The 26,963-nt window shown below is 64.7% G+C and carries 27 protein-coding genes, 2 tRNA genes and 1 other annotated feature; of the genes, 12 read left to right on the top strand and 17 right to left on the bottom strand.

Features of this window, described 5'->3' with window-relative positions:
* Positions 1–39: 39 nt before the first annotated feature.
* The 7 genes from D2V17_RS07910 to D2V17_RS07880 all read right to left on the bottom strand — a co-directional run bounded on the left by D2V17_RS07910 (position 40) and on the right by D2V17_RS07880 (position 5,753).
* Positions 40–1,268, bottom strand: a protein-coding gene (locus D2V17_RS07910) for an IS3 family transposase (protein WP_119592530.1) whose coding sequence is annotated in 2 segments (ribosomal slippage) — positions 40–980 and positions 980–1,268 — 1,230 coding nt in all. Because the reading frame shifts where the segments join, the coding sequence is not laid out codon by codon here.
* Positions 871–987: a sequence feature (AL1L pseudoknot), on the bottom strand. It overlaps the preceding gene by 117 nt.
* A gap of 12 nt (positions 1,269–1,280) precedes the next feature.
* The gene (locus D2V17_RS07905; RefSeq protein WP_119592529.1) at positions 1,281–2,054 is read right to left on the bottom strand and encodes a tyrosine-type recombinase/integrase; all 774 of its coding nucleotides are present in this window, start codon (positions 2,052–2,054) and stop codon (positions 1,281–1,283) included.
* Between the two features lie 163 nt (positions 2,055–2,217).
* Positions 2,218–2,293: transfer RNA gene (locus tag D2V17_RS07900), tRNA-Thr, on the bottom strand.
* 57 nt (positions 2,294–2,350) lie between these two features.
* Positions 2,351–2,424: transfer RNA gene (locus D2V17_RS07895), tRNA-Cys, on the bottom strand.
* 133 nt (positions 2,425–2,557) lie between these two features.
* Positions 2,558–2,728 carry a CsbD family protein gene (locus D2V17_RS07890; RefSeq protein ID WP_119592528.1) on the bottom strand — a complete coding sequence of 57 codons (171 nt, stop codon included), beginning with the start codon at positions 2,726–2,728 and terminating at the stop codon, positions 2,558–2,560.
* Positions 2,729–2,863: 135 nt separating this feature from the next.
* Positions 2,864–4,324 (bottom strand): MFS transporter, encoded by a 1,461-nt coding sequence (locus D2V17_RS07885; RefSeq protein ID WP_191229120.1) that lies wholly within the window; start codon positions 4,322–4,324, stop codon positions 2,864–2,866.
* A gap of 229 nt (positions 4,325–4,553) precedes the next feature.
* Positions 4,554–5,753 carry an LL-diaminopimelate aminotransferase gene (locus tag D2V17_RS07880; RefSeq protein ID WP_119592526.1) on the bottom strand — a complete coding sequence of 400 codons (1,200 nt, stop codon included), beginning with the start codon at positions 5,751–5,753 and terminating at the stop codon, positions 4,554–4,556.
* 150 nt (positions 5,754–5,903) lie between these two features.
* Here D2V17_RS07880 and D2V17_RS07875 point away from each other — a divergent pair, with 150 nt between their 5' ends.
* From D2V17_RS07875 to D2V17_RS07850, 6 genes are all read left to right on the top strand, one after another.
* Positions 5,904–7,790, top strand: a complete 1,887-nt coding sequence (locus D2V17_RS07875; protein WP_119592525.1) for a PHA/PHB synthase family protein — start codon at positions 5,904–5,906, stop codon at positions 7,788–7,790.
* A gap of 151 nt (positions 7,791–7,941) precedes the next feature.
* Positions 7,942–8,805, top strand: coding sequence for a phasin family protein (locus tag D2V17_RS21905; RefSeq protein WP_119592524.1), 864 nt, complete (start codon positions 7,942–7,944; stop codon positions 8,803–8,805).
* Positions 8,806–9,065: 260 nt separating this feature from the next.
* Positions 9,066–9,479, top strand: a complete 414-nt coding sequence (gene clpS / locus D2V17_RS07865) for an ATP-dependent Clp protease adapter ClpS (RefSeq protein WP_119592523.1) — start codon at positions 9,066–9,068, stop codon at positions 9,477–9,479.
* A gap of 111 nt (positions 9,480–9,590) precedes the next feature.
* Positions 9,591–10,838, top strand: a complete 1,248-nt coding sequence (locus D2V17_RS07860) for an LptF/LptG family permease (RefSeq protein ID WP_119592522.1) — start codon at positions 9,591–9,593, stop codon at positions 10,836–10,838.
* Entirely contained in the window at positions 10,828–11,928 is a 1,101-nt protein-coding gene (lptG, locus tag D2V17_RS07855) for an LPS export ABC transporter permease LptG (RefSeq protein WP_119592521.1), read from the top strand. The genes D2V17_RS07860 and lptG overlap by 11 nt, the downstream gene beginning before the upstream one ends.
* Positions 11,929–11,992: 64 nt before the next feature.
* Positions 11,993–12,214 (top strand): hypothetical protein, encoded by a 222-nt coding sequence (locus tag D2V17_RS07850; RefSeq protein ID WP_119592520.1) that lies wholly within the window; start codon positions 11,993–11,995, stop codon positions 12,212–12,214.
* Between the two features lie 19 nt (positions 12,215–12,233).
* On the opposite strand, the gene D2V17_RS07845 is transcribed toward D2V17_RS07850, so the two are convergent.
* Entirely contained in the window at positions 12,234–13,319 is a 1,086-nt protein-coding gene (locus D2V17_RS07845) for a fatty acid desaturase family protein (RefSeq protein ID WP_119592532.1), read from the bottom strand.
* Positions 13,320–13,448: 129 nt separating this feature from the next.
* On the opposite strand from D2V17_RS07845, the gene D2V17_RS07840 reads away from it, so the two are divergent.
* From D2V17_RS07840 to D2V17_RS07825, 4 genes are all read left to right on the top strand, one after another.
* Positions 13,449–14,606: an N-acetyltransferase gene (locus D2V17_RS07840; protein ID WP_119592519.1), complete on the top strand. Its 1,158-nt coding sequence runs from the start codon at positions 13,449–13,451 to the stop codon at positions 14,604–14,606.
* A gap of 51 nt (positions 14,607–14,657) precedes the next feature.
* Positions 14,658–15,110, top strand: coding sequence for a response regulator (locus D2V17_RS07835; protein ID WP_245978623.1), 453 nt, complete (start codon positions 14,658–14,660; stop codon positions 15,108–15,110).
* A gap of 380 nt (positions 15,111–15,490) precedes the next feature.
* Positions 15,491–16,285 (top strand): response regulator, encoded by a 795-nt coding sequence (locus D2V17_RS07830; RefSeq protein ID WP_119592518.1) that lies wholly within the window; start codon positions 15,491–15,493, stop codon positions 16,283–16,285.
* Positions 16,286–16,309: 24 nt separating this feature from the next.
* Complete coding sequence (locus D2V17_RS07825; protein ID WP_119592517.1) at positions 16,310–16,675, top strand: winged helix-turn-helix domain-containing protein; 366 nt, start codon at positions 16,310–16,312, stop codon at positions 16,673–16,675.
* Positions 16,676–16,683: 8 nt separating this feature from the next.
* On the opposite strand, the gene D2V17_RS07820 is transcribed toward D2V17_RS07825, so the two are convergent.
* The 9 genes from D2V17_RS07820 to D2V17_RS07780 form a co-directional block, all read right to left on the bottom strand.
* Complete coding sequence (locus tag D2V17_RS07820) at positions 16,684–18,048, bottom strand: MATE family efflux transporter (RefSeq protein WP_119592516.1); 1,365 nt, start codon at positions 18,046–18,048, stop codon at positions 16,684–16,686.
* A 169-nt stretch (positions 18,049–18,217) separates the two neighbouring features.
* Entirely contained in the window at positions 18,218–19,219 is a 1,002-nt protein-coding gene (locus D2V17_RS07815) for an alcohol dehydrogenase catalytic domain-containing protein (protein WP_119592515.1), read from the bottom strand.
* Between the two features lie 142 nt (positions 19,220–19,361).
* Positions 19,362–20,480, bottom strand: coding sequence for an NAD(P)-dependent alcohol dehydrogenase (locus D2V17_RS07810; protein ID WP_119592514.1), 1,119 nt, complete (start codon positions 20,478–20,480; stop codon positions 19,362–19,364).
* Positions 20,481–20,533: 53 nt separating this feature from the next.
* Positions 20,534–21,376, bottom strand: a complete 843-nt coding sequence (locus D2V17_RS07805) for an SDR family oxidoreductase (protein WP_119592513.1) — start codon at positions 21,374–21,376, stop codon at positions 20,534–20,536.
* Between the two features lie 139 nt (positions 21,377–21,515).
* Positions 21,516–22,076 (bottom strand): 2,4'-dihydroxyacetophenone dioxygenase family protein, encoded by a 561-nt coding sequence (locus tag D2V17_RS07800; protein WP_119592512.1) that lies wholly within the window; start codon positions 22,074–22,076, stop codon positions 21,516–21,518.
* 111 nt (positions 22,077–22,187) lie between these two features.
* Positions 22,188–22,724, bottom strand: coding sequence for a 2,4'-dihydroxyacetophenone dioxygenase family protein (locus D2V17_RS07795; protein WP_119592511.1), 537 nt, complete (start codon positions 22,722–22,724; stop codon positions 22,188–22,190).
* Between the two features lie 94 nt (positions 22,725–22,818).
* Entirely contained in the window at positions 22,819–23,778 is a 960-nt protein-coding gene (locus tag D2V17_RS07790) for an AraC-like ligand-binding domain-containing protein (RefSeq protein ID WP_119592510.1), read from the bottom strand.
* 6 nt (positions 23,779–23,784) lie between these two features.
* Positions 23,785–25,077 (bottom strand): MFS transporter, encoded by a 1,293-nt coding sequence (locus D2V17_RS07785; protein WP_119592509.1) that lies wholly within the window; start codon positions 25,075–25,077, stop codon positions 23,785–23,787.
* A gap of 18 nt (positions 25,078–25,095) precedes the next feature.
* The gene (locus tag D2V17_RS07780) at positions 25,096–25,638 is read right to left on the bottom strand and encodes a VOC family protein (RefSeq protein ID WP_119592508.1); all 543 of its coding nucleotides are present in this window, start codon (positions 25,636–25,638) and stop codon (positions 25,096–25,098) included.
* Positions 25,639–25,758: 120 nt separating this feature from the next.
* Here D2V17_RS07780 and D2V17_RS07775 point away from each other — a divergent pair, with 120 nt between their 5' ends.
* Together D2V17_RS07775 and D2V17_RS07770 are read left to right on the top strand one after the other, a co-directional pair.
* Entirely contained in the window at positions 25,759–26,517 is a 759-nt protein-coding gene (locus D2V17_RS07775) for a class II aldolase/adducin family protein (protein WP_119592507.1), read from the top strand.
* 14 nt (positions 26,518–26,531) lie between these two features.
* Positions 26,532–26,963: (2Fe-2S)-binding protein (locus tag D2V17_RS07770; RefSeq protein WP_147367290.1), on the top strand; the 432-nt coding region annotated here is incomplete at its 3' end.

Raw genomic sequence — 26,963 nt, 5'->3', positions numbered from 1 at the left:
TGAACCGCCCCGCGATTGCCGGAGGCCATTTGGTTTGAGTTATGCCGCCATCGGGCGTTCGTCCAGCATGGCGTAGTATCGTGCTTCGGCTTCGGCGGGCGGGATGTTGCCGATTGGCTCGAGCAACCGCCTGTTGTTGAACCAACTCACCCATTCGAGCGTGGCATGTTCGACAGCCTCGAACGACCGCCACGGCCCGCGTCGGTGGATCACCTCGGCTTTGTAGAGTCCGTTGATCGTTTCGGCCAAAGCGTTGTCGTAGCTGTCGCCAACGCTGCCCACCGAAGGTTCGATCCCGGCTTCGGCGAGACGCTCGGTGTACTTGATCGAGACGTACTGGCTACCGCGGTCGGAGTGGTGGATAAGACCGCCATGATGGACGGGCCGCCGATGATGGATCGCCTGCTCCAGGGCATCCAGGACGAACCCGGCATGCGCGGTCCGGCTCACTCGCCAGCCCACGATATAGCGGGCGAACACGTCGATCACGAAGGCGACGTAGACGAACCCGGTCCAAGTCGCGACGTACGTAAAGTCCGACACCCACAGCATGTTCGGCGCCGGGGCATGGAACTGCCGGTTGACCTGATCGAGCGGGCAAGGCGCCGCCTTGTCGCTCACCGTCGTCTTCACCGGCTTGCCCCGGATCACGCCCTGCAGACCAAGATCGCGCATCAGCCGCTCGACCGTGCATCGGGCGATGTCGAAGCCTTCGCGCTTCATCTGCCGCCACACCTTCCTTGCACCATAGACGCCGAAGTTCTCGGAGAACACGCGCAGCACCTCGGGCTTCAGGGCCTGATCGCGCTGGGCACGGGCCGACATTCGCGAGGGATCGCGCCGCTGCGCGACACGCTCGTGGTAGGTGGATGGGGCGATCGGCAAAACCCTGCAGATCGGCTCGACCCCGTACTCCTCGCGATGCTCGTCGATGAACCCGCTCATCGCTTCAGTGGGCGGTCGAGCTCCGCCTGGGCAAAATAAGCAGACGCCTTGCGCAGGATCTCGTTGGCCTGGCGCAGCTCGCGGTTCTCGCGTTCCAGCGCCTTGAGCTTGTCAGCCAGCTCGGACGGAACGCCAGCACGCATGCCCTTGTCGACCTCGGACTTCTTCACCCACTCGAGCAGCGTGTAGGCCGAGCAGCCAATCTTGCCGGCAATCGATGTCACCGCGGCCCAGCGCGAGGGATGATCCTTCTCGCTGTCGAGAACCATCCGCACCGCCCGCTCGCGAACCTCGGGTGAAAACTTGTTCGTCGTCTTGCTCATAGACCCTTCCTCTCAGGAGTTGGGGCCTCCGGCAATCGCGGGGCGGTTCAACTCGCCTGGCCGCACAAACACATGGGGAGCGATCTTAAGAGCGATCAGCGTCTCGGGTTTCCCGGAATAGCCCTCGATTGCGCGCAGCAACGCGCCAAAGAGCTCGGGTTCTAGGATAGCCGCATGGTGCTTCACCTGCGGCGCCGTGAGCGCACCACGGAGCAGGTCTGCCGGATTTTCCTGTGCTCTCATCGTGACGATGGCATAGCGAAATACGCGGCCAGCAAAGGAACGAAGCCGTTGTGCTGTCTCGTGGTGCCCCTTCCGCTCCACTTTGCGAAGTGCGGTGAGAAGCTCGTGTGGCGTAATTTCCGAAACGGGACGATGCCCGATGTCGCGGTCGAGCAAATCCCGGAACCAGCGAGACTTCTTTATGGTGGCCGCCTTTTTTCCTTCGCGTTCCATCTTCTCGATGTACTCATCCGCTACCAGCTTGAAGGTTGTCGCGGCACCTATCGTCGCCTCGATGATCGCCTGACGCCTCGCTGCAGCTGGATCGATACCGTTTGCGAGTAAGCGCCGGGCTTCGTCACGCTTCGCACGAGCTTCCTTGAGCGACACATCTGGGTATTTCCCGAGCGCGAGCTTCTTCTCGACACCTCGAAATCGAAACTTCAATCGCCACAACTTTGCACCCGAGGGCTGAACTTGAAGGTACAAACCGCGATCGTCGGCCACTTTATACGATGAATCTCTCGGCTGTAGCCTGCTGATCTCTAAAGCTTTTATCGCCATTTGGGGGCCTCGACTCTGACCATTTTCCCGGGGCCCCCACCGAGGCCCCCAAACCGGCCGGAAGGGGGCGGATTGGGGCGCACGCGAGCGGAAGGCCAATGGCCAATTTTACCAGCATTTCTGCGGGTTTGCGAGGATTTTTGGACGCTCTGGGAAGGGTGGGTGGTGCCGCTTACAGGACTCGAACCTGTGACCCCATCATTACGAATGATGTGCTCTACCAACTGAGCTAAAGCGGCGCTCATCGTCCTTTAGGTTTGCGCGCAGCGGGCTGCAATGCGCAAACTTGCAGGAAGTGGAGGCCCGAGCCGGAATCGAACCGGCGTGCAAGGATTTGCAGTCCTCTGCGTAACCACTCCGCCATCGGGCCGGAAGGCGCGCCAACTAGCGAATGCCGCGCCTTCGCGCAATCACTTTGATCGCCTGCGGCATCTTTCTTCCCCAAAACAGAAGAGGCGCCGGTTGCCCGACGCCTCGCCTGTCTGTCTCATGGCCGCAAAGGCTCAGATCTTGTCGCCCAGCGCGCCCTTCACGTCGCCCTTCAGGTTCTGGGCCTGACCCTTGAGCTTCTGCGCCTTGCCTTCCGCGCGCGTTTCCGGATCGTTCGACTGCTCCTTCACCGAACCCGCAATCTGATTGGCGAGGCCCTTGGCCTTGTCCTTGAGTTCACCCATTTTACTGCTCCTTGATGTCGGGCAGGCACAGTGCCTGTCTTGCCCGATCAACGGGGCGAAGGGGCTCTCGTTCCGGCCCGAGGCTGCATTTGCGCTCAGGCGGGGGTTGCAGGCGATATACCGGGCTTCCGGTGCCTATTCAGCTGCTTGTGCTGCTCCTGCGGGCGGCTGATCGGCTTCCGTGGCGGCCTTCAGCTTCTTCGCATAGTGCGACAGCGCCAGAATGCAGATCACGATGCCTGCCAGGCACACCGCGGTCGCGACATAGCCATCGAGCACGGCCTGCTGCGAGCCGAGGAACATCCGCGCGCCGATCAGCGGCGCGGCCACGGCGGCGAACTTGGCCATGAAGCTGGCCCAGCCGCCGCCTGTCGCGCGCACGGCGCTGGGGTAGTAGATGGAGGTGATCGAAATCACCGCCGCATGGCCCGCGCCGACCAGGATCATCCCCACCAGCACCACCGGTATGAAGGCCGGCCCGTCGAGCACAATGCCGAAGCCCAGCAGCAGCACGAAGGGAATGGCCACCAGCGGAGCCAGCGTGATCCAGCCGGGGCCGCGCCGTTCGGTGAACATCAGCAGCAACACGCCGGCAATCGCCCCGGCGATTCCGCCGACCGAACTGATGTCGCGCGCGATATCCACGGTCACCCCCAGTTCTTCGAGGAACACCACGCCGAAGGCCGTCTTCAGGTAGATCGCGAAGGAACTGCAGAAGTAGGCGGCCCAGATCAGCGGGGTGATATAGGCGAGCCAGCCCTTGAACAGCTCGCGCAGCTTGCTGAGCGGGTCTTGCTTGTCGTCGGTCTTGCGCTCGTCGGACAGCGCGAAGGCGGTGAACTCGCCGGCGCTGAAATTCGGATCGAAGCGCGAGAGCATCGGTGCGATCTGGCTCGCCGGTTTGCCCGAGGCCACCATCCAGCGCGCGCTTTCGGGCAGGAAGGTGAACAGGATTATCGCCAGCAGGGCGGTCAGCCCGCCGCAGAAGAAGAACACCATCTGCCAGCTCGGCTCGGCCATGAAAGAAGGCACCGCGCCCGCCGCATAGAGCCCGGCATACCAGCCCTCGGGCGAGGCCAGCAGGTTGGCCGTCTGCGCCGCGCCCGCGCTGCCGACCGAAAAGCCGAGCATGATGATCGTGACCGAGGTCGCTTTCATGCTCTTCGGCATCGATTCGATGTTGAGCGACCAGATCGGGGCGAGCAGGCCGCCGATGGCAAGGCCGCCCATCAGGCGCAGGGTGAACAGCATCTCGGGCGATCCGGCAAAGCCGGTCACAAAGGTGAGCACGGCTGCGCCCAGGGTCGAGAAAATGATGACCGGCCGACGGCCAACGATATCGGCGATATAGGAACCGATCAGCGAACCGATCATCTGACCGATGAAGGCGGCGGTCGATACGTCGCCCATCTGCGCTTCGGTCAGCGACATATCGTCGCGGATTTCGGGGAGGGTGACGGACACGAGCGCGAAATCGAGCCCGTCGAAAAAGGTCACCAGACAGCTGAGCAGCAGAATGTGCAGGTGAAACCTGGTGAAGGTCAGCTGTTGCAGGAACGCGGATACGTCCAGCGTTTTTGCCGGTTGACTAGCCATTTGCGATCTTCTCCCCGACCGAGTCCTTAGCATGCTCACGGTCTGGCTGTAACTTAGGCCAGAAGCGTTGGCGCATTGCAAGGCGCTTTGGGCAGAGAATTGCTCGCTACAGCTGGCGGGCCGTGCGATTTATCGCAGATATGGCACGGCGCTGTCCAGCAGGCTGGCCCGCTCCCGCCAACGGGATGGGGCCGAGTGCCGGGCAGCGCCGTGCTATCTTTGAAGTGTGTCAGGCCGCGCTGGAGTTCACGCCCATGCTTTGCAGGTAACGGCGGATATTCCGCCCCGCCTGCCGCAGGCGCTGCTCGTTCTCGACCAGGCCGATGCGCACATAGCCCTCACCGTCCTCACCATAGCCCACGCCGGGCGCGACCGCGACCTCGGCATGGATCAGCAGCTGCTTGGCGAATTCCATGCTGCCCATTTCCTTCAGCGGCGCGGGCAGCGGGGCCCAGGCGAACATCGAGGCGGGCGGGGGCGGGATTTCCCAGCCCGCGCGGCCGAAGGCCTCGACCATCACGTCGCGGCGTTTGTGATAAAGCTGGCGGTTCTTCTCGACGATATCCTGCGGCCCGTTGAGCGCGGCGACGGCGGCCGCCTGCATCGGGGTGAAGGCGCCATAGTCGATATAGCTCTTCACGCGGGTGAGCGCGGCGATCAGCGTGGGGTTGCCCACGGCAAAGCCCATGCGCCAGCCCGCCATCGAATAGGTCTTCGACATCGAGGTGAATTCCACCGCCACGTCCTTGGCGCCGGGCACCTGCAGGATCGAAGGCGTCGGCTTGCCGTCGAAGTACAGCTCCGAATAGGCGAGGTCGGACAGGATCCAGACCTTGTGGAACTTCGCCCAGTCGACCAGCCGTTCATAGAAGGCGAGATCGACCACTTCGGCGGTGGGGTTGCTGGGGAAGTTCACCACCAGCACCGTGGGGCGCGGAACGGTGAAGTTCATCGCCTTTTCCAGCTCGTCCCAATAGCGCTCGTCGGGCGTGGTCGGCACCGAGCGGATCGAGGCTCCGGCGATGATGAAGCCGAAGGTGTGGATCGGGTAGCTCGGGTTGGGGGCGAGAATGGTGTCGCCCGGCGCGGTGATCGCGGTGGCGAGGCTGGCAAGGCCCTCCTTCGAGCCCAGCGTCACCACGACTTCGCTCTCGGGATCCAGTTCGACCCCGAAGCGGCGCTGGTAGTAGTTCGCCTGAGCCTTGCGCAGGCCGGGGATGCCCTTCGACTGCGAATAGCCGTGAGCATCGGGGTTCTGGGCCACTTCGCACAGCTTGTCGATCACGTGCTGGGGAGGGGGCAGGTCGGGGTTGCCCATGCCGAGGTCGATGATATCGCGCCCTTCCGCTCGCGCGGCCGCTCGCATCGCGTTGACTTCGGCGATGACATAGGGCGGCAGTCGCTTGATGCGGTAGAAATCGGTATCCATGGCCTTGCTCGGCTTTTTCCTTGTTGTTGATAAGGGCGGCCCTTGTGAAGCAAACGCAAAGTTTGCGCAACGCGCCGCGTGGCGCATCGTGCGCTTTGTGGTGCCAATCGGAATGTGGCACGCTATGCTGCGCAGGAAGGAGCCGGGGCTATGGCATTGGGCGAAGGTGAGAATAGCGAAACCGGCCAGGACGTGGCCGACATCTTTACCGAGATGCTGCGCATGCAGGGCGAGGCGGCGCGCCAGATGATGGCGGGCTTTGCCCCCGAGGCGGCGAAGTCGCTCCCCGACAAGGCGGCGATCGACGATTTCGGCGCGGCCCTGCTGGCCGCCCAGAAAAATTGGTTCGACATGGTTCTGCCGGGGGAAAAGCAGGCGAGGCCGCCGCTGCCCGACGCGCACCCTTCGGCCTGGTTCGATGCCATGCACAAGCTGGCGGCCACCATGCCCGCCTTCGATCTCGATGCGCAGCAGGCCATGTGGCGCGACGGGCTGGAGCTGTGGCGCAATATCCTCGGCCACTACACCGAGCAGGGTGGGGCCGATGCGCAGATCGAGGCGCTGTGGCGCAACGATCGCCGGTTTGCCGATCCCGCCTGGCGGGCCGAACCGGTCTTCGCGCTGATCCACCAGACCTACCTGCTGATGACCGAACGGATTACGGCCGCCATCGAGCGGGCCGAGGGACTCGACGACTTCGAGCGCGAGCAGATGAGCTTTGCCACGCAGGCGATGCTCGACGCGATGAGCCCGGCCAACTTCCCGCTGATGAACCCGGTGGTGCTCGAACGCACGATTGCCACGCAGGGCGAGAACCTCGTGAAGGGTCTGGAACGGCTGACGCACGATCTCGAAGCGGGTCAGTTGACGCACACCGACACCAGCACCTTCACAATCGGCGAGAACATCGCTGCCACCCCCGGCAAGGTGATCTACGAAACCGAGCTGTTCCAGCTGATCCACTACACGCCGACCACGGAGAAGGTGCTGGAGACGCCGCTGCTGATCTTCCCGCCGTGGATCAACCGGTTCTACATTCTCGACCTCAACCCGAAAAAGAGCTTCGTGCGCTGGGCGCTCGAACAGGGGCTGAGCGTGCTGCTGGTGAGCTGGCGCTCCGCCGATGCGAGCCTCGCCGATATCACCATGGACGACTACGTGCGCGCGCAGATCGAGGCCATCGAGGTCACGCGCGAGCGGCTGAAGGTGAGCGATGTCCACACGGTCGGCTACTGCGTGGCGGGCACGACGCTGGCGGCGACGCTCGCGGTGCTGGCGCGGCGGGGTGAGGCGGACAAGGTCGCCTCGGCCACCTTCCTCACCGCGCAGGTCGATTTCGAACATGCCGGGGTGCTGAAGCTGTTTGTCGACGAGGAGAACCTCGACTTCATCCGCAAGGCCAGCACCTGCGGCTATTTCGACGGGCGCTATATGGCCGCCACCTTCAACCTGCTGCGCGGCACGGACCTGATCTGGAACTACGTGGTCAACTATTATCTGCTGGCCGAAGACTACCCCGCCTTCGACCTGCTGTACTGGAACGGCGACGTCACCAATCTGCCCGCCAAATGGCACGAGGCCTATCTCACCAATCTCTATCGCGACAATCTGCTGGTGGTGCCCGATGCGCTGACGGCAGATGGCACGCCGATCGACCTCACGCGGATCACCACGCCCGCCTATGTGCAGGCAGGCCGCGAGGACCATATCGCGCCGCCCGAAAGCGTGTTCGAGATTACCCGTCACCTCTCCGGGCCGCTCCGGTTCGTGCTCGCGGGCAGCGGGCATATCGCCGGGGTGGTCAATCCGCCCGCTGCGGGCAAGTACCAGCACTGGACCTGCCCCGACCGGGTCGACAGCCTCGACCAGTTCGTGGCCAAGGCGAGCGAGACCAAGGGCAGCTGGTGGCCCGACTGGTTCGCCTGGATCGAGCAGTTGCGGCCTGAAGAGGTGAAGGTGAAGGGCGCGCGCAAGCCGGGGGGCAAGGCCAACCCCGCAATCGAGGATGCGCCGGGTCGCTATGTGCGCCAGCGCTAAGGCGTTTGCCGCCTAAGGCACGCCGATTGTGCGCTGCACAAAAGTTCCTTGACGGATGCAGTCCGATACCTTATTTGTGCACTGCAACAAAGTGATTTGGCGGTCTGCTGCGGATGAGTCGGCAGCCGGTGATCGCAGAAGCGAGGTATCGATGGCAGACGAGCCCAGCAAGAAAGACGCCAGCGCCGATGCAGCCGCGGAAAAGGCCTATGCCGATGCTGCTGGCAGTGTGAAGCCGAAAGCCGCTGCCGCAGAGGCGGTGGCCGGGAAGGCCAAGCCTGTGGCACCCGCTCCGGCAGTGAAGGAGCAGCCTGCTGCGGCCAAGGTTCCTGCCAAGGCTGAGCCGGCCAAGCCTGCGCCTGTTAAGAAGGCTCCGGCGAAGAAGGCCGTGGCCAGGAAGGCTCCGGTCAAGTCGACCAGGCCCAAGGCTCCGGTCGCTGCCGCTCCTATTGCCCCCGTTGCAGCCAAGGCCCCGGCGAAGTCTGCCCCGGCCCGGAAGGCTGCTGCGAATACCAAGCCCACCGTACCCAGCGCTGCCCCCAGCGTCACCGAATTGAAGGAAAAGATCATGACCACCAACGATTTCACCGCCACGATGACCGAAACCATGAGCGGCGCCGTCGCCGAAGTGCAGGCCAAGATGCAGGAAGCCTACGACAAGAGCACCAGCATGGTCACCGAGATGACCGAGTTCGCCAAGGGCAATGTCGACGCCATGATGGAATCGGGCAAGATCCTCGCCGACGGCGTGCAGGGCATGGGCAAGTCGCTGGCTGACGACGCCAAGTCGGCTTACGAGACCGCCACCGCCGACATGAAGGAAATGGCCTCGATCAAGAGCCCGACCGAGCTGTTCCAGCTCCAGGGCAAGATCATGCGTCGCAACTTCGATGCCATGATCGCCAATGCCTCGAAGGGCACCGATGCGATGATGAAGCTCGCCAACGACACCGTCGCTCCGATCAGCGGCCGCGTGAACATGGCTGCTGAAAAGATGTCGAAGGTCGCCGCCTGAGGCGCCTTCCCACGCTAAACCGGCTACCTACCTCTCCTCCTCTCCCAGGTAGCCGATCGGGCCGGGTGATCCTTGTGATCGCCCGGCCTTGATCTTTTTGGGCCTGCCGCGCGGCTATTGGCCGGTCTGGCCGGTCTGGCCGGTCTGGCTGTGGGGCAGAGGGAATGGCCGGGTTAACCTGCGGGTAAGCCCTGGCTGGCAACAAAATGCGCCGGCCTGTCTTGCAGGTGGCCCATGCGATACGATATTTGGTGGCAACAATGACCAGCCCCGATCAGCCTCACCCCGCCGCAGGCGGCCCCGACTGCGCTTTGCCCGCACTGGTTCCCCATGCCGGGCCCGGACGCGACGACGACGAGGGCAACGTCGGCGGCGGCTCGGGTCAGGCCGCGCTTGCCACCAAGACCCGCGCCAAACCGAAAAAGCCGAGCCAGTACAAGGTGCTGATGCTCAACGACGACTATACCCCGATGGAATTCGTGGTGATGGTCCTCAAACGCTTCTTCAAGATGGATCTCGAACAGGCCACGCGGGTGATGCTTCACGTGCACCAGCGCGGGGTCGGCGTCTGCGGGATTTTCCCCTATGAAGTGGCCGAAACCAAGGTCAATCAGGTGATGGACTGCGCGCGCGAAAACGAGCATCCGTTGCAATGCACGCTCGAAAAGGCGTGACCCTCTCGCCACTTGTAACCGACCGTTCAACCGCTTTGGCGCTAAGGGGCATGACCGCGGGATAATTACCCGCTAAGGCCAGAGTGCCCCGTTTCGCAGCAAGCCAAGCTATTGTCCCGTTTTATCACCTCAGTAGACCGCTACATCTTCCGCCTCGTGGTGGTGCCAATGGTTGGGGTGTTCCTGCTCGCGGCCAGCCTGCTGCTGCTTGAGAAGATGCTGCGCCTGTTCGAGTTCGTCTCGCTCGAAGGCGGGCCGGTGGGCGTCGTGTTCAAGATGCTGCTCAATCTGATCCCGGAATATGCGGGGCTGGCGATTCCGCTGGGGTTGATGCTGGGCATCCTGTTTGCGTTCCGCAAGCTCGCCACGTCGAGCGAGCTGGATGTGATGCGCGCGGTCGGCTGGTCCTACACCCGGCTGCTGCGCGTGCCCTATCTGATCACGCTGGTGCTGGTGGGGCTGAACTTCGCGATTGTCGGCTATCTCCAGCCCAAGGCGCGCTTCGCCTATCAGGAGATGGAGTACGAACTGCGTTCGGGCGCGCTGGGGGCCTCGATCAAGGTTGGCGAGTTCAACACCATCGAGGACCGGGTGGCCCTGCGCATCGAGGCGAGCGAGGATCAGGGGCGCCGCCTGCTCGGCATTTTCGCCCGCCTCGCCGACGACAAGGGGCAGGTGCTGTCGATCTCGGCGCGCGAGGGGCGGTTCCTCGCCAACCGCGAGGATCGCAACACGATCATCCTGCGGCTGGCCGACGGCACGATCATCCACGACGTGGAAGACGGCCCGCCGCGCGTGCTCAGCTTCAGCCAGCACGACCTGCCGATCGACCTGCCGGCGCTGGAAGACTTCCGCGCCCGCGGGGCCGACGAGCAGGAGTATGTCCTGCCCGAACTGCTCAAGATCGGCTGGAGCCCCGAAAGCAGCGCCGACCAGCGTGCGGGCAGCCAGGCCAATTTCAACTTCCGCATGGTCGAGGTGGTGATGATGATCCTCCTGCCGCTGATGGCGCTGGCGCTGGCGATCCCGCCCAAGCGCTCGACCTCGTCGCTGGGGGTGTTCATTTCGATCGTGGTCGTGGTCGCCTATCACAAGGTGAACCAGTACGGTGCCGAGGTCGCTGCCATTGGCCGGGTCGACCCGTTCCTCGCGCTGTGGGGGCCGTTTGCGGTGCTCGCGGCGATGATCTTGTGGATGTACTATCAGGTCGCCTTCGTCCCCGGCGGGCAGGCGTTGGGCGTGCTTGAGAGGCTCTTTGCCAAGCTGGGCAAGCGGGTGAAAAAGCTGTTCGGAGCCAGGCGGCGCAAGGCCTTGCGGATCTCCGATGCTGAGGATGAGGGATCGTTGGGTGCTGTTTGACTTCTTCCCGTCGCGCCAGCTGACCTGGTATCTGGCCAAGACCTTCGCGGTCCGCATCATTGCCGTGCTCGGCATGCTGGTTCTGGTGCTGATGATGCTCGACCTGCTGGGCGAGACGGGCGATATCCTTGCCGCTCCCGGCAATGGCGAGCCCGAACTGCTGCGCTATGCCTCGCTGCGCCTGCCGCAGCTGATTGCGCGGTTCCTGCCCTATTCGGTGCTGTTGGCCACCATCATCACGCTGGCGGCGATGAACGCCAATTCGGAGGTGGTGGCGATGAAGGCGGCGGGGCTCTCCGCGCACCAGATCCTCGCGCCGCTGCTGCTTACCGCGCTGATCGTGTCGGTCGGCAGCTTCGCCTTCAACGAGCGGGTGGTGACGCGCTCGACCATGACCCTCAAGGCGTGGCAGGCGGTCGACTATGGCCCGATCACGCGCGAACCCGATGCGCGCACCAACGTCTATTTCAACGACGGCAACGATGTGCTGATGGCCTCGGTGATGAGCGGGCAGGGCGCGAACAGCGTGCTCACCGGCGTCAGCTATTACGAACGCGACGATGCCGGGATGATCGCACGCCAGATCCGCGCGGACCGGGCGACCTTCGCCAACCCCGGCTGGGCGCTGGAGGGGGCGCGGGTGTTCAGCGTGGCCAGCGCGACCGAGAAAGACCTGCCCGACGGGACCGTCGTGGCCCCCGGCGTTACGCTCGCACAGACCGAGCTGCGCCGGATCGATCCCGACAGCGAGCCACTGCCGCAGCTTTCCAGCAGTATCGACGCGTTGAAGTCCGCCGGTCGCCGCACGGCCGAGCTGGAGGCCAAGTGGTGGCACAAGATTTCGGGGCCGCTCTCGGCGGTGCTGATGCCCTTGCTGGGCGCGGTGGCGGGTTTTGGCCTGGCGCGCTCGGGTCAGTTGCTGGCGCGCGCGGTACTGGGGATGGCCCTGGGGTTCGCCTATTTCGTGGTCGATAATGCCGCGCTCGCGATGGCGAGCTTTGGCGGCTACCCGCCGCTGCTGGCGGCATGGGCGCCGTTCTTCCTGTTCCTGTTCGTGGGCGAGACGGTGCTGGTCAGGACCGAGGAGTAAGGTTCCTTTTCGGAACCGTGCCATTCGCGACCCGTTGCCAGACTAAGCAACGGAGAAAACTGCCATGAAATGCAAAGTGCTTTCCGCCACCGGCGCTGCGGCTCTGCTCGCCTTGGCCGGCTGTTCCAACGACGTTCCCGCCGATGAGGTCGAAGCGACAATCGATCAGCCCGATCCTGACCTGCGCGAACAGGTCGTGGACATGCCCGCCGATCCCGGCACGGTCCAAACGCGCAAGAAGATCGAGGACCAGATCAAGCAGGACGTCGCCGACGAGGTGAACTGATCCGGCCCGCGAAAGGCCTTTAGTCGCGCCGCCCCATGGTGCTGCGCGCGATCCGCATGACCAGCACCACCAGCCCCGGATGCGTCGCTTCCTCGTAAGTCGAGGTCGGGCCGAGGTGCGCGGAGATCCGTTTGTGCGCCAGCGGCAGCGAATGGTAAGGCAGGCTCGGCAGCAGGTGGTGCAGCGCGTGATAGCGCAGGCCGACCGGCGCCCACAGCGCGCCGATCGCGGTGTGGACGTTCACCGAATCGAGATATTGCGCGGTGACCGTCATCGCCTCGCCATCGTTTTCCCACAGGTGCGCCACCAGCGTGCGCAGCTGGTTGAAGGTGGCGACAGCCGAAGTCACCGCAATGGCCACCAGCAGCGGCTTCCAACCCAGCCAGAACGGCGTGCTCAGCACGAACATGGCCCACAGGCTCGCCCCGATCTGCTGGAACAGGAACCAGCCGCGCTCCTTTTCCTCGGGCGGGCGGCGGCGGAAATCGGGGTTGATCGACAGCGACGAGAACCGCTCCCACGCCGCCTTGCGCAGCGCCGGAAACACGAGGCCGAGCGGGGCGATCACGCCCCAGCGCAGCAGCAGGCCGATCGGGGCCAGCGCCGCGACCAGCACGAACAGCGGCAGGGTCCACGGCTTCATCAGCGCCAGAGCCTTGTATTCCGGATCTTCCGCCGTGCCATAGCGCATGCGCGAATGGTGCAGCGTATGGACATTCTCGTACATCAGGCTCGGCGTGAGCAGCGGAATGCCGACCAGCAGGTTCCACGCGGTGCGGAAGCCGGGCAGGGCATCGCGGTGCAGGTGGGTAAGCTCGTGAATGAACAGCAGCGCCCGGTAGAGCGGGAACACCGCCAGCACGCCGCAGGTGATGGCCAGCGGCACATTGTCGAGCAGGATCGCGGCGGCGAGCAGACCATAGCCGATCAGCGCCGAACCGAGCATGTCGGGCCAGTAAATCTCGGGCCGCGCGACGGTAAGGTCGCGTGTCAGTTCGGCCGCGGCGCGCAGCATCGCCTTGTCGTCGGGGATCTGCGCCAGCACGCGGGGGCCGGCGGCGCTGCTGCCGCTGCGGGCGGGCTCGATTGTAGTCGTGGCATTCATCTGCATGGTCTTTTCGATTAGATTTCCCGTCGCCTTAGCGCATATGGGCCTTGCGCGCCATTATGCGGCGCTGCAGTGGCCCTTCATGCACGTGCCGGGCTTCTGCCCGATGAACGAAAGGCGGTATTTGTGGCCGATCAAATAAGTGTCACCAAGGTGAGCGGCAAGGCCGATCTCAAGGCTTTTGTCGAATGCGCCTATGCGCTGAACGCCGATACGCCCAACTGGGTGCCCCCGCTGCGCGCCGATATGTTCGAGCTGCTGACCCCCGGCAAGAACCCCTTTCACGAACATGCGCGCATGCAGCTGTTCCTCGCCCGGCGCGGCGGCAAGGTGGTGGGGCGCATCTCGGCCCATATCGACGAACTCGCGCTCCAGCAGCCTGCCGAGCAGGGCATGGGGCCGGGCACGGGCAACTGGGGCATGATGGAGGCCGTCGACGAGGCGACCATGGCCGCGCTTATCGCCGCTGCCGAAGGCTGGCTGCGCGAACAGGGGATGACCCGCGTGCTGGCGCCGATCAGCCTCTCGGTATGGGAAGAGCCGGGCCTGCTCACCAAGGGGCAGGATCATCCGCCGATGGTGATGATGGGTCACCACAAGGCCGAATACCAGGGCTGGATCGAAGCGCAGGACTACAGGCTCGCCAAGCACCTCTATACTTACGATCTCAACGTGGCGAACGGCTTCCCGCCGCTGATCGACCGGATCGTGAAATCGGGTGAGCGCAACGCCAAGATCACCGTGCGCAACGTCAACCGCGATCGGTTCGACGAGGATGCCGAGATCGCCATCACGATCCTCAACGATGCCTGGTCGAAGAACTGGGGCTTTGTTCCTTTCACCCAGACCGAGAAGGAATATGCCAAGAAGAAGCTCAAGCCGCTGATCCTGACCGGCACCAACATGATCGCCGAGGTCGATGGCGAACCGGTCGCCTTCATGCTGGCCTGGCCCGATATCAACCGCCTGGTCATCGACATGAAAGGCAAGCTGTTCCCGTTCAACGTGCTGAAATTGTTGTGGTGGCTGCGCAAGCCGAAGCAGGCCGATTTCCGCGTGCCGCTGATGGGCGTGGCCAAGAAGTACCAGAACACCCGGCTGGCCAGTCAGCTGGCCTTCATGATGATCGAGTATATCCGCCGTGAAGCCGTGGGCACCTATGGCGCCACACGCGCCGAGGTGGGCTGGGTGCTGGAAGACAACCAGGGCATGGTCGCGATTGCCGAGGCGATCGATTCCAAGTGCAACCGCGAGTACAGTATTTACGAGAAGCCCCTCGTTTAGGGCGGGAGCCAAAGTGTCGCTGGCGCGTTGCTCTGAAACGGAGGAACTTTGTTGCCATCGACATCTACAGATCTGTCTCCCGACCGACAGGGCAAACCGGCTCGCGGGCTTGCTCGCGTCCTGCTGGTGGAGGACGATGCGATCCTCGCCATGGCGCTGGAGGATGCGCTGCTGCGGGCTGGTGCCGGCAAGGTCACGATTTGCGTGAGCGTGGAGCAGACCATGCGCGAGCTGGAGAACGAGCTGCGCCCGGATGCGATTGTGCTCGATGTTCATCTGGCCGACCGCGACGATGGCTGGGCACTGGCCGAGCTGGTCACGATGCTGGGCCCAAAGCCCCCGCGCATCGCCTTTTCCACCGGATCGCCCGAAGCGATTCCCGCGAATGTCGCGGCGCTCGGCCCGGTTTTCGTGAAGCCCTACGATCCTGACGATCTGGTCGCCGTGCTGGTGGAAGAGCGCAAGTCGGGCCTGTTCACGCTGCTGCGCCGCAACGCGCGCTGACGCCAATCATCGTTGGTATTTTCGCCGCAGCTGCGCCCTGCGCCGCGCGTTCGTCTGCGCTGGCTGACTGTTCCCCTTCCCATAGTTGAGCCAAAAAAAGGCCCCCGCCGGTTGCCGGTGGGGGCCTAATCTTGGATCGTGTCACCGGTCGCAGGGACGGGAAGAGGGGGGTAAGCGCCGGTGACAAAGAGGAAATGCGCATTGGCAAACTGCGTTCCCGGAAAAGTTGCAGCCCGGCAAATATTCTTCCGAACCGCCTGCCGGAACGCCGATTAGGCCTTTGCGGCAGGGCTCGCCGATGGCAGGGGCAGCGACCTGCAATGGGCTGGAACCCACGCCGCCGATATGCGTTGAGGGCAAGTCGAAAGAGGGAATAATCTATGTCAATCGGAGCTGAAATCGCCGCGCACCTGCCGTTCCTGCGCCGCTATGCGCGGGCGCTGACGGGGTCTCAGGCGAGCGGCGATGCCTTTGTTACTGCCACGCTCGAAGCCGCGCTGGCCGATTCCGACCTTGCCGAGGAACTGCGCGGCGGCCGCGTGCCGCTTTATCGCGCCTTCACCAAGATCTGGTCGAGTGCCGCGGTCGAGTCCGAGTTGGTCTCGTCCGACAGCATGGGCCACGAAGCGGCGGCCCAGCTGCAACTGGGCCGCATCACGCCCGCCAACCGGCAGGCGCTGCTGCTGACGACGGTTGAGGATTTTACCACGCAGGAAGTCGCCACGATCATGGACCGCGACGTGTCCGAGGTCGAGGATCTGGTGCGTGATGCCATTGCCGAGATCGAGCGTGAAAGCACCACCCGCGTGCTCATCATCGAGGACGAACCGCTGATCTCGATGCAGCTGGAAGATCTGGTGCGCTCGCTGGGCCACGAAATCTGCGGCACGGCGGCCACGCGCACGCAGGCGCAGGAAGTGGTCAAGGACGTGATGCCCGGCCTCGTGCTGGCGGACATCCAGCTGGCCGACGGCTCGTCGGGGCTCGATGCGGTGGACGATATTCTCGCCATCGGTTCGGTGCCGGTGATCTTCATCACCGCCTATCCCGAGCGTCTGCTGACCGGCAACCGCCCGGAGCCGACCTATCTTATCACCAAGCCGTTTCAGGAAGCCACCGTGCGCGCCGCGATCAGCCAGGCGCTGTTCTTCGGTTCCAGCAAGCCGCTCGGCTAAGCCTTGCGTGGCGGACGCGGCCACATGAAGCGATTGAAGCTCAAGCTGCAGCTTTACTGCGGCGAGGAAATTGCGTTTGGCCCCGGCAAGGCGGACTTGCTGGAGGCCATCGCGCGCACAGGGTCGATCTCGGCCGCGGCGCGCGCGATGGGGCTGAGCTATCGCCGCGCGTGGATGATGGTCGACGTGATGAACCGGTGTTTTACCGAGAAACTGGTCGATACCACGCCCGGCGGTGGCCAGAAGGCCGGTGCGCGGGTGAGCGAGGCAGGAACGCGCGCGCTTGCCGCCTATCGCGACTTGCAGCAGCGGGTGACGGGCGCGGTTCCGGCCAGCGGCGACGCGTTGCAAGCGATGCTCCGCGAGGAGCCTGAGCCACCCGAAGCCTGAGCCGCCGTTTAAGGAGCGCTGGGCCGCTTCGGCTTGGCGTTTGAAAATGCCAGCAGCCGGTAAGCCAGCGCCGCCGCGATCAGGCCGCCCGCCAGATTGGCCACCAGTTCTCCGCTGTAGACGGCGCTTGCGCCCCAGCGCGGCTGCAACAGCAGCGCAAACGGCACCATTGCCAGCGCCACGCGCGCGAGCGAGAGCACCAGCGCCTTGGTCGCATGGCCCACCGCGTTGAACGCTCCATTGCACACGATGAACACGCCATAGGCGGCGTAGCCCCAGGCCGCGATCCGCAGGTAGGACGTGGCCGAGAGCCGGGTGGCCGGATCGTCGGTGAACAGGGCGGCGAGCTGGTCGCAGAAGAAATAGAGCGCGGTGGCGACCACCAGCCCGTAAACAAGGCAGAACAGGCCCGATTGCACCAGCGCCAGCCGCGCCCGGTCGTAGGCCGCCGCACCCCAGTTCTGCCCGACGATTGCGCCGATCGAGCCCGACAGGCCGAGCAGCGGCACCACCGCGAAGGTCTGCAAGCGCCCGCCGATGCCGAACCCGCCCACCGCCGCTTCGCCCTCGCGCGCGAGCAGGCCGGTGAGGATCGCAAGGCCGAGCGGGTTGATCGAGCTGGTGAAGCTGGCGGGCAGGGCGACCCGCAGCACGTCGCGCGCGCCTTCGGCGACGTCGGCCTCGCGCAGGAGGGCAGGGCGCAGCGGGATTTCCGAGCCTTGCACCGCCCACAGCCCCACGCTCAGCCCGAGCAGCCAGCCCGCCACCGTGGCATAGGCCGCGCCCGCCATGCCGAAGCCTTCGAACCCGAAGGCGCCGTCGATCAGGATCGGATCGAGCACCCAGTTCGCCAGCGCGAAGCTCAGCGAGACCAGCGTCGAGCGGTTGGCCAGCCCCTGCGCGCGCAGGGTGCCGTTAAGGCCCGACAGGCTGAGCAGCAGCGGAAAGCCCAGCGCATAGGGCAGCATGTAGAGCCCGATCAGCCGCAAGGCCTCGCCATCGGCTCCCATCAGGGAAAACAGCGAGGTTGCGCCCAGCGCCAGCGCGAGCGCGATCAGCAGCCCGAAGCCGAGACCGAGCAGGACGCCCAGCGTCGCGCAGGACGCCGCGCGGCGCTCGTTCCCGGCGCCGATGGCGCGGCTCACCACCGAGGAGGTGCCCACCATCACGCCCACGCCAAGGCTCGAAAGCGCGGTGCCGACGGGGAAGATGAAGCTGATCGCGGCCAGCTCGGTCGCGCCGAGGCGGCCGACGTAATAGGCATCGACAATGCCGGTCGAGACCATGGCCGAGACGCCGATGATCATCGGCGCGGTCTGGCGCACCAGATGGCCCGCAATGGAGCCGCGGACCAATCGTGCCTTTTCGCTCATCGCCGATCCGATAGCCGCTGCTGCGCCGCAGCAACAGCGCTAAAGTTGGATAAGCGCCCCTCCTCTCGGGGAGGGGGCGGGGGCTCGACGCTGGCGTGTAACCCCCATCCCAACCCTTCCCCACAGGGGAAGGGCTTTGCGAGTCGATCCGATGCCTTCGCGCTCTAAGTCAGGGCGCGATCATCACCTTACATTGGCCGCTGCGCTGTTTGAGGCTTTCGAACACCTCGGGCGTGTTGGCGAGGGTGATCGTCTCGGTGACCATGGTGCGCGGGGCGAGCGCCCCGCTTTCGAGCGCGGCCAGCGTGGCGATATATTCCTGCCGGGTGAAGAAGGCGCTGGTGACGAGCCGCACCTGCTTGCTCAGCATTGCGAACGAGTTGAACGTGTCGGGTTTTGTGCAGAGGCCCAGCAGCAGGATCGTGCCATCGGGCCGCACCTGCTCCACGCCTTGCGCGATCAGGCCCGGAATGCCCACGCATTCGAACACCACATCGGCAGGCCCACCCAGCGCGCGGGTCGCGCTGCCGACCGGATCGGCGGGGTCGACCACGAACACATCGGCGCCCATCTCCAGCGCGCGCTGTTCCTGATGGCGGGCGATGTCCTGCACAGCCACGCGCGCGGCGCCCATGCGCTTGGCCCAGAAGGCGACCGCCAGCCCGATCGGCCCCGCGCCGAGCACCAGCACCTTGTCGCCTGTCTTCATGCCCGACAGGTTCACACCGTGCAGCGCCACTGCCAGCGGCTCGATAATCGCGCCATCGGCGAGGCTGAGGTCACTCGGCAGCGGCACGCACTGGTTCGGGCGCGTCACCGCATATTCGGCATAGCCGCCGCCTTGGAGCCCGAACTGTTCGCACCACTGCACGGTGCCCTTGCGGCACTGTTCGCACTGGCCGCAGCTCTTGAGCGGGATCACCGAGACGAGGTCGCCCGGCTTGTAGCCGGAGACATCCTTGCCCGTCTCCACCACTTCGCCTGCAAACTCATGGCCGAGGATATCGCCGTGCTGGCAGCCGTAGGCGGCATCCTCGGTCATGTGCAGGTCGCTGCCGCAGATGCCGCAGCGACCGACCTTCACCACCAGCTCGCCCGCCGCGGGGGTCGGATCGGCCACCTCTTCCCACTTCAAGGGGGTGTGGAGGCCCTGGAAGGTGACGGCCTTCATCGCCCTCCTCCCCCGCAGGGGGAGGGGGACCAGCCGCAGCATGGTGGAGGGGCACAGGAGGAACGGGCCGCGCCTGCCTCTCCACCAGCCTGCGGCTGGTCCCCCTCCCCGAAGCGGGGAGGATTGTGGTGTGCCGCTGCCCTCACTCTTCGCCGATCTTCAGCACGGGCTTCACCACCGAGCCATCCTCGCTGGCGTGGAAAGCCTCGTTGATCTCGGAGAAGTCGAAGTAGCCGATCAGCTTCTCGTACGGGAACTGGCCGTTCACGTGATAGTCGAGCAGCTCGACGAGGAACGAGCCGACGTCGCTGTCGCCGCCGAGGATGCCCATCACGCGGCGTCCGCCGCCCATGAATTCGGCCTCGTTGAAGGTGAGGTTTGCCTTCGGATCGGATGCGCCCACGATCCCGCAGATGCCCATGGGAGCCAGCAGGCCCCAGGCGTCCTGGATAATCGAATTGATGCCGGTGGTGTCGAACACATAGCCGAGGCCTTGCGGGACCAGCTCCTTGATCTTGCCGATGGCATCATTCTTGCCGTTGAAGGCGTGGGTTGCACCCAGTTCCTTCGCCAGCTCCAGCCGGCCATCGTTCACGTCGACCGCGATGATCGGGTTCGCGCCCGCGATCTTCGCCGCCATGATCGCCGCCATGCCGACGGTGCCTGCGCCGAACACGGCTATCGGCATGCCCGCCCGCACCTTCATCGAGCGCAGCACCGCGCCCGCACCGGTCATCAGGCCGCAGCCGATGGGGGCGATCTGGGCCAGCGGAATATGCGCCGCGCTGTCGGGCACCTTCACCGTGTTTGCCTCATGCGCGATGGCGTGGGTAGCGAAGCTCGACTGGCCGAAGAAGTTGGCGTTCATGTTCTCGCCGCCCTTGAACATCACCGGCGAGCCATCGGCGCGTGTGCCGCTCCAGTTGTGCGGGAAGAAGTTGTAGCAATAGGTCGGCGCGTCGACTTCGCAGCTGGGGCAGGTGCCGCAGGAGTTGAAGCTCATCACCACGCGGTCGCCCGGCTTGGCGACGGTCACCGCGCTGCCGACTTCCTCGACGATCCCCGCACCCTCGTGGCCGAGCACCACCGGCAGCGGCACGGGCAGCTGTTCGTCGCGCACGGCCATATCGGTGTGGCACACCCCGCAGGCGACAATGCGCACGCGCAGTTCGTCGGGGCGCAGGTCGTCGAGTTCGACATCCTCGATGGCGAAGGGCTCGGTATTGCCACGGCAAATGGCGGCGCGGGCGGGGGTGGTCATGCTACTTCTCTCCAACAGGAACGACTTGTGATGCGCTATCTATGCCTGCCGGCTCAGTCGTTCAACGGCTTGACCGGGCCAAGCTGCATCCCGCCATCGATCATCACATGCGCGCCGGTCATATAGCTGCCTGCATCGGAGGCGAGCAGCAGCGCGAGCGGCTTGATCTGCGAGGTTTCGGCCATGCGCCCCACCGGCACCAGCTTGTCCCAGGCCTGTTTCGCGGCGGGATTTTTCTTCACCCAGCCATCGCCGATATTGGTGACGAAGGGGCCGGGCGCGATGGCGTTGACGCGGATGCCATAGGCGGCCAGCTCGTAGGCTGCGTGGCGCATGAAGTGCTTCACCCCCGCCTTGGCCGCCATATAGGGCACGCCGACGATGGCCTCGTTGACCTCCGCCGCGTTCGACGAGGTGATGACGATGGAGCCGCCGCGCCTGTCTGTGTTCGCCTTCATCACCCGCGCCGCCTCGCGCACGGTGCGGAATACGCCACTTAGGTTGATGTCGATGGACTTGTCCCAGCGGGCGGGATCGTAAACGTCGATCTGGCCGTCGGGATTGCGCTTTTCCTCAGGGCTCCAGAAGCCGTTGCCGACATCGAGCCCGGCGTTGGCAAAGGCAATGTCACAGCCGCCATTGGCCGCCACGTGGTTATCGAAAGCAGCGGCGACCTGCGCGAGGTCGGAGACATCGCAGCTATCCCAGCGCGCCTCGTAACCTTCGTCGCACAGGCGCTGCGCCTCGCGTGCCGCGCCTTCGGCATCGATATCGGTGAGCGTCACCTTCGCGCCCGCTTCGGCGATGGCCTCGGCATAGGCGAGGCCAATGCCCGAGGCCGCGCCGGTAACAAGGCCCGAGCGGCCGGTGAGGTCGAACTGGTCGAGGGTTTTCATGGGGTCATCCTTCCAGGGCCGGAATTGCGGTGAACTGCCGGGGGAAGGGTCGCGGCCTCATCCGGCGCCGCTAAGGGCGTCGCACGGATGGGGCCGCGAGCGGCGTCGACGAAGGCCTCTCCCCCCTCCATCGCGCCAATTACAGATAGAGCTGCCGGTTGATCTCCAACCCGTGCTCTTTGCAGTAGCTTTCGTAGTGGCTCATAAACCACCAGACATCGAGAGTCTCGACGAAATTTCCGTTTTCGTCGTAGAACTCGTTGGCGCCCTGCATCCAGAAGAAGGCCTTCATCCCGTTCGGATCGTCGGTGACGAGCGTGTGCGCGTGGCCGGGGAATTCGGTGATGAACTCGCCGGGGTGGCAGACCCAGTCGTATTCGAGATAGCGGAACGAGCCTTCGAGCCCGATCGCCCAGACCATCCCGCGGTGCTTGTGGGTGCCGATCACGCCGGGCGACTTGATCCACAGCACATTGGCATAGACGTTGTTGCGCACGTCGAAGGCGAGGTGGCGGATGGCGGCATTGTCGCCGAAGGGAACCCAGGGGCTCTCTTCTTCCGACAGGCCGACATAGGTGCCGGCCACGCAATACTGGTCGAGCATTGCGCTGTGCGCCTCGGGGACCGAGACGATCTTGTAAGCGCCTGAGGGCGGGGCCTTTATCCCGCCGAGAGGCGGCTTTTCGGTTGTGCTGGCCATGTCCGTGCTTCCTTTTCCCTTCGTCATTGCGAGCGGAGCGAAGCAATCCATCGCCGGAGCTGGATTGCCGCGTCGCCTTTGGCTCCTCGCAATGACGAACCGCTTCTGACGTTAAAGATAGAGCTTCTCGTTGATGGGCAGGCCGTTCTCGCGGCAATAGGTCTCGTAGTGGTTCATGAACCAGAAGACGTCGGTGGTCTCGACGAACTTGCCGTCGCCATCGAAGAAGTCGATCGGGCCCTGCATCCAGCCGAACAGCTTGCAGCCTTGCGGATGGTCGGTCACCAGCGTGTGGCTCTCGCCGGGGGTTTCGAGGATCACGCCGGGAGGGGTCGCCACCCAGTCATATTCGAGATAGCGCACCGAGCCTTCGAGGCAGACCATCATGATGGTGCCGCGATGGAAGTGGGTGCCGATCACGCCGGGGCTCTTCACCCACAGGATGTTCGAGAACAGGTTCTGCCGCACGTCGAAGGCGATGTGCTTGATCGCGGCGTTGTCGCCGAAGGGAATCCAGGGGCTTTCCTCATCACTCGGCGCGTCGATGTAGCGACCGCCGGGCGAGGTGCGGGCGACGAGGTCGGTAAAGGGATATTTGATGTCGACGATTTCCGCCTTGTCGGACGGCGGTGCGGTCATGGTTGCCATGGATACTCTCCTGTTATCGTGTCGCTGTGGCACGGAACCGCCCTCTGTTGAGGTGCGGACTGCCAGCGAGGATACACCCGGCGCGAAGGCACGGCTAGGACTGAGGCGAACCTTCGCCGGTATCCTCGCGCAGGGCGCGGAATTCGCGCGGGCTCATCCCGTTGCGGCGGCGGAAGCAGCGGGTGAAATAGGCGCTGTCGTTGAAGCCGTGGTCGAAGGCGATCCGGGTGATCGTGGCCTCGGGATAGGCGAGCAATTTCTCGCCCGCGCGGGTGAGGCGGCGCTCCTGAATATAGGCGCTGGGGGTGGTGCCCATGGTGGCGAACACCTTCTGCACCGCGCGCACCGAGATGTCGCAGGCTTCGGCGATGTGCAGCACCGAGAACTCCGGGTCTTGCAGCCGCGCCTCGACGATGGCGCGCACGCGGCTCGCCATTTCCGGCTCGGCGCGCTTGGCCTGTTCGAAGTCGGCCCCGTGGAGCGCCATCGCCAGCATTCCGGCGAACAGGCGGGCGACCTCTTCCTCCCAGCCGAGGTGATGCTCCTCGCGATAGCCCTGCTGCCACAGCGAGAGCAGGAAATCGTGGAAGATGCGCAGCGAGGGCGAGGTGCCGGGCAGCCGCCGCACCAGCCGTTCATCGAGCGCGCCGACGCTGCGTTCGATCAGTTCGCGCGGGAATTCGACCACCAGCGTTTCGTGATGGCTGAGGTTGATCTCGTAAGGCTGGCCGGTGCTGCACAGCACCGCATCGCCGGGTTCGAGCCGTGCGGTCTGCGTGCCTTGCGAGTAGGTGCCGTGGCCGCGTGATTGCAGATGGAGGATCAGGTTATGTTCGCTGCTCGGCAGCGGCTCGCGCAGCACGCGGCAGGGGTTGGTGCGCGGGCGCAGCATGGCGAGCGGGCCGATGTTCCAGCTCCACATGCGCCCGGTGAACTCGCCATAGGCCGCTTCCACCCGGCTTCCGGCATAGCGCAGCGCGGCCATATCGTTCCAGTAGCGCGCCCGCTCCGAGGGGGCGACATCGCGGGTGGTGAATTGCTGGACCGCGCTCATGCTGTGTCAGACGGCTCGGAAGCTGAGGCCCTTGCGCCTCAACGCAGCAGGCGCGGTTTCCTGCAAACCCATGGCGATCACGCCCGAGATCAGAGAGAGACCGATCAAGAGCCACAGGAAGCTGTCCATCCCGAACTTGTCGTTGAGCGCGCCGCCGATAATCGGCCCGAATACGCCGCCGAGCACCTCGCAGCTGCCCATGGCGAGGCCAAGCACGGTCGCATGATGGACGGGGCGGAACGTCTCCGAGGGGATCGTCGCCATGAAGATCGGGAACACCCCGTTCACCGCCCAGCCGACGAAGAAGATCGCCGCGAGGCCAAAGGCTCCGCCCTGCCAGTACATCGCGCCCAGCGGCCCGAGCACCGCCAGCAGCGGCAGCGCCACCATCACCGGCTTGCGCCCGATCACGTCGGAAATGCCGGCCACGGTGAACGAGTAGATCGCCGCCGCAATGCCCAGCGAGCCCATGATCCAGCTCATCGTGCTCGGATCGTAGCCTTTCACCTCGGTGAGGTAGAGCGGCATGAAGGCCCAGGTGGTGACGAAGTGCGCGACCATCAGCACGCCGACCACCACGCTGATCCACATGTTGCGCACCTTCATCGCGCTCACGACATCAGCGAAGTAATTGCCCTTGGGCGGGGTTTCCTCGGCCATCGGGGCCTTGGCCGGTTCGCGCAAGGCAAACCAGATCAGCGCGGCGCTGAGCAGGCCGGGCAGGGCGGCGAGGTAGAAGGCCTCGCGCCATGAATATTGCGTGGCGAACCACACCAGCACCACCGGGGCCAGAAAGCTGCCGAGCAGGTTCGAACCAAGGTTCTGCGCTACGCCTTGTGCCAGCCCGCGCCGCTTGGGGTCGACCTCGGAGGCGACCATCGCATGGCTGATCGGCATCACGCCGCCCTCGGCCGCGCCCATCAGCAGGCGCGCGGCGAACAGGAACAGGAAGCTGGTCGCCACACCGGAGAGGAACGAGCACAGCGAAAAGGCCACGGTCGAGAGCACCAGCAGGATCTTGCGCTTGCCGAGGCTGTCGGACAGCCGCCCCACGAAGAAGGCAGCAATCGCCCAGCTGAACGAGAGCCCCGAGGCCAGCAGGCCGATCTGTGTCTGCGACAGCCCCAGCTCGGGTTCGACGAAGGGCATCAGCGCGTTGAGCGCCTGCCGGTCGAAGAACACGATCCCGAAATTGAGCGCCAGCAGAAACACCAGCAAGGTCTGGTAAGCGGGCGAGTTGGTGAGCCAGTTGCCCTGAAGCTGTCCGGGTTGCGGCGTGTCGGTGTGCGGTGCGGACATGCGTTTGCGTTCCTGTGCTCAGGCGAAGGGGCGGGCGGGGTCCGAGCCGTCCCAGTCGCGGCTCGCTTCCCAGAAGCGGGTGAAAGTGGCGTCCATCGCCGGGTTGACCGGCAACAGTTCGACAAAGCCCGTCGCCGCGCCGTCGCCATTGTCGAGATAGACCACCTCGCCCCCGGTGGGGACGGCGGCGCGATAGGCCTCGTGATAGCCGCGCGCCTGATAGTCGGCGCTTGCCGCATCGACATCCTCGACCGCGATGCCGAAGTGGTGAAAGCCGTGCCCGCGCAGCCGGATCGTTTCCTGATAGACGCTGGGGTGGCTGTCGAGCGGCTGGATCAGCTCGATCATCATGTGCCCGGCAAAGCCCATGGCGAGCGTCACATCGGCGCGGCTTTCCAGCCCGCGATAGGTCTGCCCCGGTGCCAGCAGATGCGGCAGCACGAAGAAGGGCCCCGCACGCATGTCGGCGGACCAGCGGGCGATGGCCGCCGTCAGATCGGGCACGATAAAGGCCGTCTGGGCAATAGTGCCCAGCGGTTGGCCGAAGCCGAGCTGCTGCATCGATGTCTCTCCCGGACCGGCTCTGCGGCCGACCTTTTCGAAAGGCTTGCGCAGGGGGCGGAGAAAGTCAATGAAGGTTGTGTGAGTCAATCAGGGGCAGATGGAGAGAAGGCAAGGATCATGGCAACGCAACTGAAACCCCGTGTCGAATGCAGCGAGGCCGAATGGAAGGCCCGGCAGGAGCTGGCCGCATGCTACCGCATTTTCGCACATCTCGGCTGGTATGAGAGCATTTACAACCACATCACGGTGCGCGTTCCGGGCGAGGACGATGCCTTCCTGATCAACCCCTATGGCCTGTTGTGGGAAGAGGTGACGGCCTCCAGCCTCGTCAAGATCGACGGCGAGGGCAACAAGGTCGGCGACAATCCCTACCCGGTGAACCTCGCCGGGTTCACCCAGCATTCGGTGTTCCACAAGAACCTCGATCACGCGCACGCCATCGTCCACACCCACACGCCCGACACCATGGCGGTGTGCAGCAGCGCGGGCGGCCTGCGCACCAGCAACTTCTATTCATGCTTCTTCGCAGGCGAAGTGGGCTATCACGATTTTGAAGGTATTACAGTGCGTTCGGAAGAGGGCGTGCGGCTGATCGAGAACGTCGGCCAGAACAAGGTGCTGCTGCTGCGCAACCATGGCCCGGTGGTGATGGGCAACACGATCTACGAGATGTTCCTGCTCTATTACATGTTGCAGCGCGCCTGCGAGGTGCAGGTGAAGACGGCAGCGATGGGCGATGCCATCGAAGTCCCGGACGAGGTGATCGCGGTCCACCAGCGTGACCGTGACAACCAGCTCACCGACGAATTCGGCAAGCTCGACTTCGAAGCGTGGACCCGCAAGATCGACCGCATCGACACGAGCTGGCGCGACTGACATAAGCCCTCGTCATGACTGCCATGACCGTCAACGACCGGCCGGTGAACTTCGACCTCGATCCGGCCACCCCCTTGCTGTGGGCGCTGCGCGAGGCGGCCAACCTCACCGGCACCAAGTATGGCTGCGGGGAGGGCGATTGCGGCGCCTGCATGGTGCTGGTCGATGGCGAGGCGCTGCGCTCGTGCCTGATCACGCTGGCCGAGGCGGAAGGGCGCTTCATCACCACCATCGAGGGGCTGGCGCGCGATCGCTCGCATCCGGTGCAGCAGGCGATGGTGGCCGAACAGGCGATCCAGTGCGGATTCTGCACACCGGGGATCGTGATGGCGGCGGCGGCGCTGCTAAGGCGCAACGCCAATCCCGGCGAAGACGAAATCCGGCAGGCCATTCCCAACCTGTGCCGCTGCGGGGTCTATCCGCGGCTGGTGGCGGCGGTGCAGCGG

The organism is Aurantiacibacter xanthus (assembly GCF_003584015.1).
Taxonomy (GTDB): domain Bacteria; phylum Pseudomonadota; class Alphaproteobacteria; order Sphingomonadales; family Sphingomonadaceae; genus Alteraurantiacibacter; species Alteraurantiacibacter xanthus.
This window is presented reverse-complemented; position numbering and strand designations above follow the sequence as displayed.

Excerpts from the sequence above, each read along its gene's own strand:
- D2V17_RS07785 (WP_119592509.1), bottom strand. The coding sequence starts at position 25,077 with ATGTCCGCACCGCACACCGACACGCCGCAACCCGGACAGCTTCAGGGC.
- D2V17_RS07905 (WP_119592529.1), bottom strand. The coding sequence starts at position 2,054 with ATGGCGATAAAAGCTTTAGAGATCAGCAGGCTACAGCCGAGAGATTCA.
- D2V17_RS07880 (WP_119592526.1), bottom strand. The coding sequence starts at position 5,753 with ATGGATACCGATTTCTACCGCATCAAGCGACTGCCGCCCTATGTCATC.
- D2V17_RS07850 (WP_119592520.1), top strand. The coding sequence starts at position 11,993 with ATGAAATGCAAAGTGCTTTCCGCCACCGGCGCTGCGGCTCTGCTCGCC.
- D2V17_RS07780 (WP_119592508.1), bottom strand. The coding sequence starts at position 25,638 with ATGCAGCAGCTCGGCTTCGGCCAACCGCTGGGCACTATTGCCCAGACG.
- D2V17_RS07845 (WP_119592532.1), bottom strand. The coding sequence starts at position 13,319 with ATGAATGCCACGACTACAATCGAGCCCGCCCGCAGCGGCAGCAGCGCC.
- D2V17_RS07815 (WP_119592515.1), bottom strand. The coding sequence starts at position 19,219 with ATGAAGGCCGTCACCTTCCAGGGCCTCCACACCCCCTTGAAGTGGGAA.
- D2V17_RS07790 (WP_119592510.1), bottom strand. The coding sequence starts at position 23,778 with ATGAGCGCGGTCCAGCAATTCACCACCCGCGATGTCGCCCCCTCGGAG.
- D2V17_RS07820 (WP_119592516.1), bottom strand. The coding sequence starts at position 18,048 with ATGAGCGAAAAGGCACGATTGGTCCGCGGCTCCATTGCGGGCCATCTG.
- D2V17_RS21905 (WP_119592524.1), top strand. The coding sequence starts at position 7,942 with ATGGCAGACGAGCCCAGCAAGAAAGACGCCAGCGCCGATGCAGCCGCG.
- D2V17_RS07810 (WP_119592514.1), bottom strand. The coding sequence starts at position 20,480 with ATGACCACCCCCGCCCGCGCCGCCATTTGCCGTGGCAATACCGAGCCC.
- D2V17_RS07830 (WP_119592518.1), top strand. The coding sequence starts at position 15,491 with ATGTCAATCGGAGCTGAAATCGCCGCGCACCTGCCGTTCCTGCGCCGC.
- D2V17_RS07890 (WP_119592528.1), bottom strand. The coding sequence starts at position 2,728 with ATGGGTGAACTCAAGGACAAGGCCAAGGGCCTCGCCAATCAGATTGCG.
- D2V17_RS07875 (WP_119592525.1), top strand. The coding sequence starts at position 5,904 with ATGGCATTGGGCGAAGGTGAGAATAGCGAAACCGGCCAGGACGTGGCC.
- clpS (WP_119592523.1), top strand. The coding sequence starts at position 9,066 with ATGACCAGCCCCGATCAGCCTCACCCCGCCGCAGGCGGCCCCGACTGC.
- D2V17_RS07825 (WP_119592517.1), top strand. The coding sequence starts at position 16,310 with ATGAAGCGATTGAAGCTCAAGCTGCAGCTTTACTGCGGCGAGGAAATT.
- D2V17_RS07805 (WP_119592513.1), bottom strand. The coding sequence starts at position 21,376 with ATGAAAACCCTCGACCAGTTCGACCTCACCGGCCGCTCGGGCCTTGTT.
- D2V17_RS07800 (WP_119592512.1), bottom strand. The coding sequence starts at position 22,076 with ATGGCCAGCACAACCGAAAAGCCGCCTCTCGGCGGGATAAAGGCCCCG.
- D2V17_RS07795 (WP_119592511.1), bottom strand. The coding sequence starts at position 22,724 with ATGGCAACCATGACCGCACCGCCGTCCGACAAGGCGGAAATCGTCGAC.
- D2V17_RS07885 (WP_191229120.1), bottom strand. The coding sequence starts at position 4,324 with ATGGCTAGTCAACCGGCAAAAACGCTGGACGTATCCGCGTTCCTGCAA.
- D2V17_RS07775 (WP_119592507.1), top strand. The coding sequence starts at position 25,759 with ATGGCAACGCAACTGAAACCCCGTGTCGAATGCAGCGAGGCCGAATGG.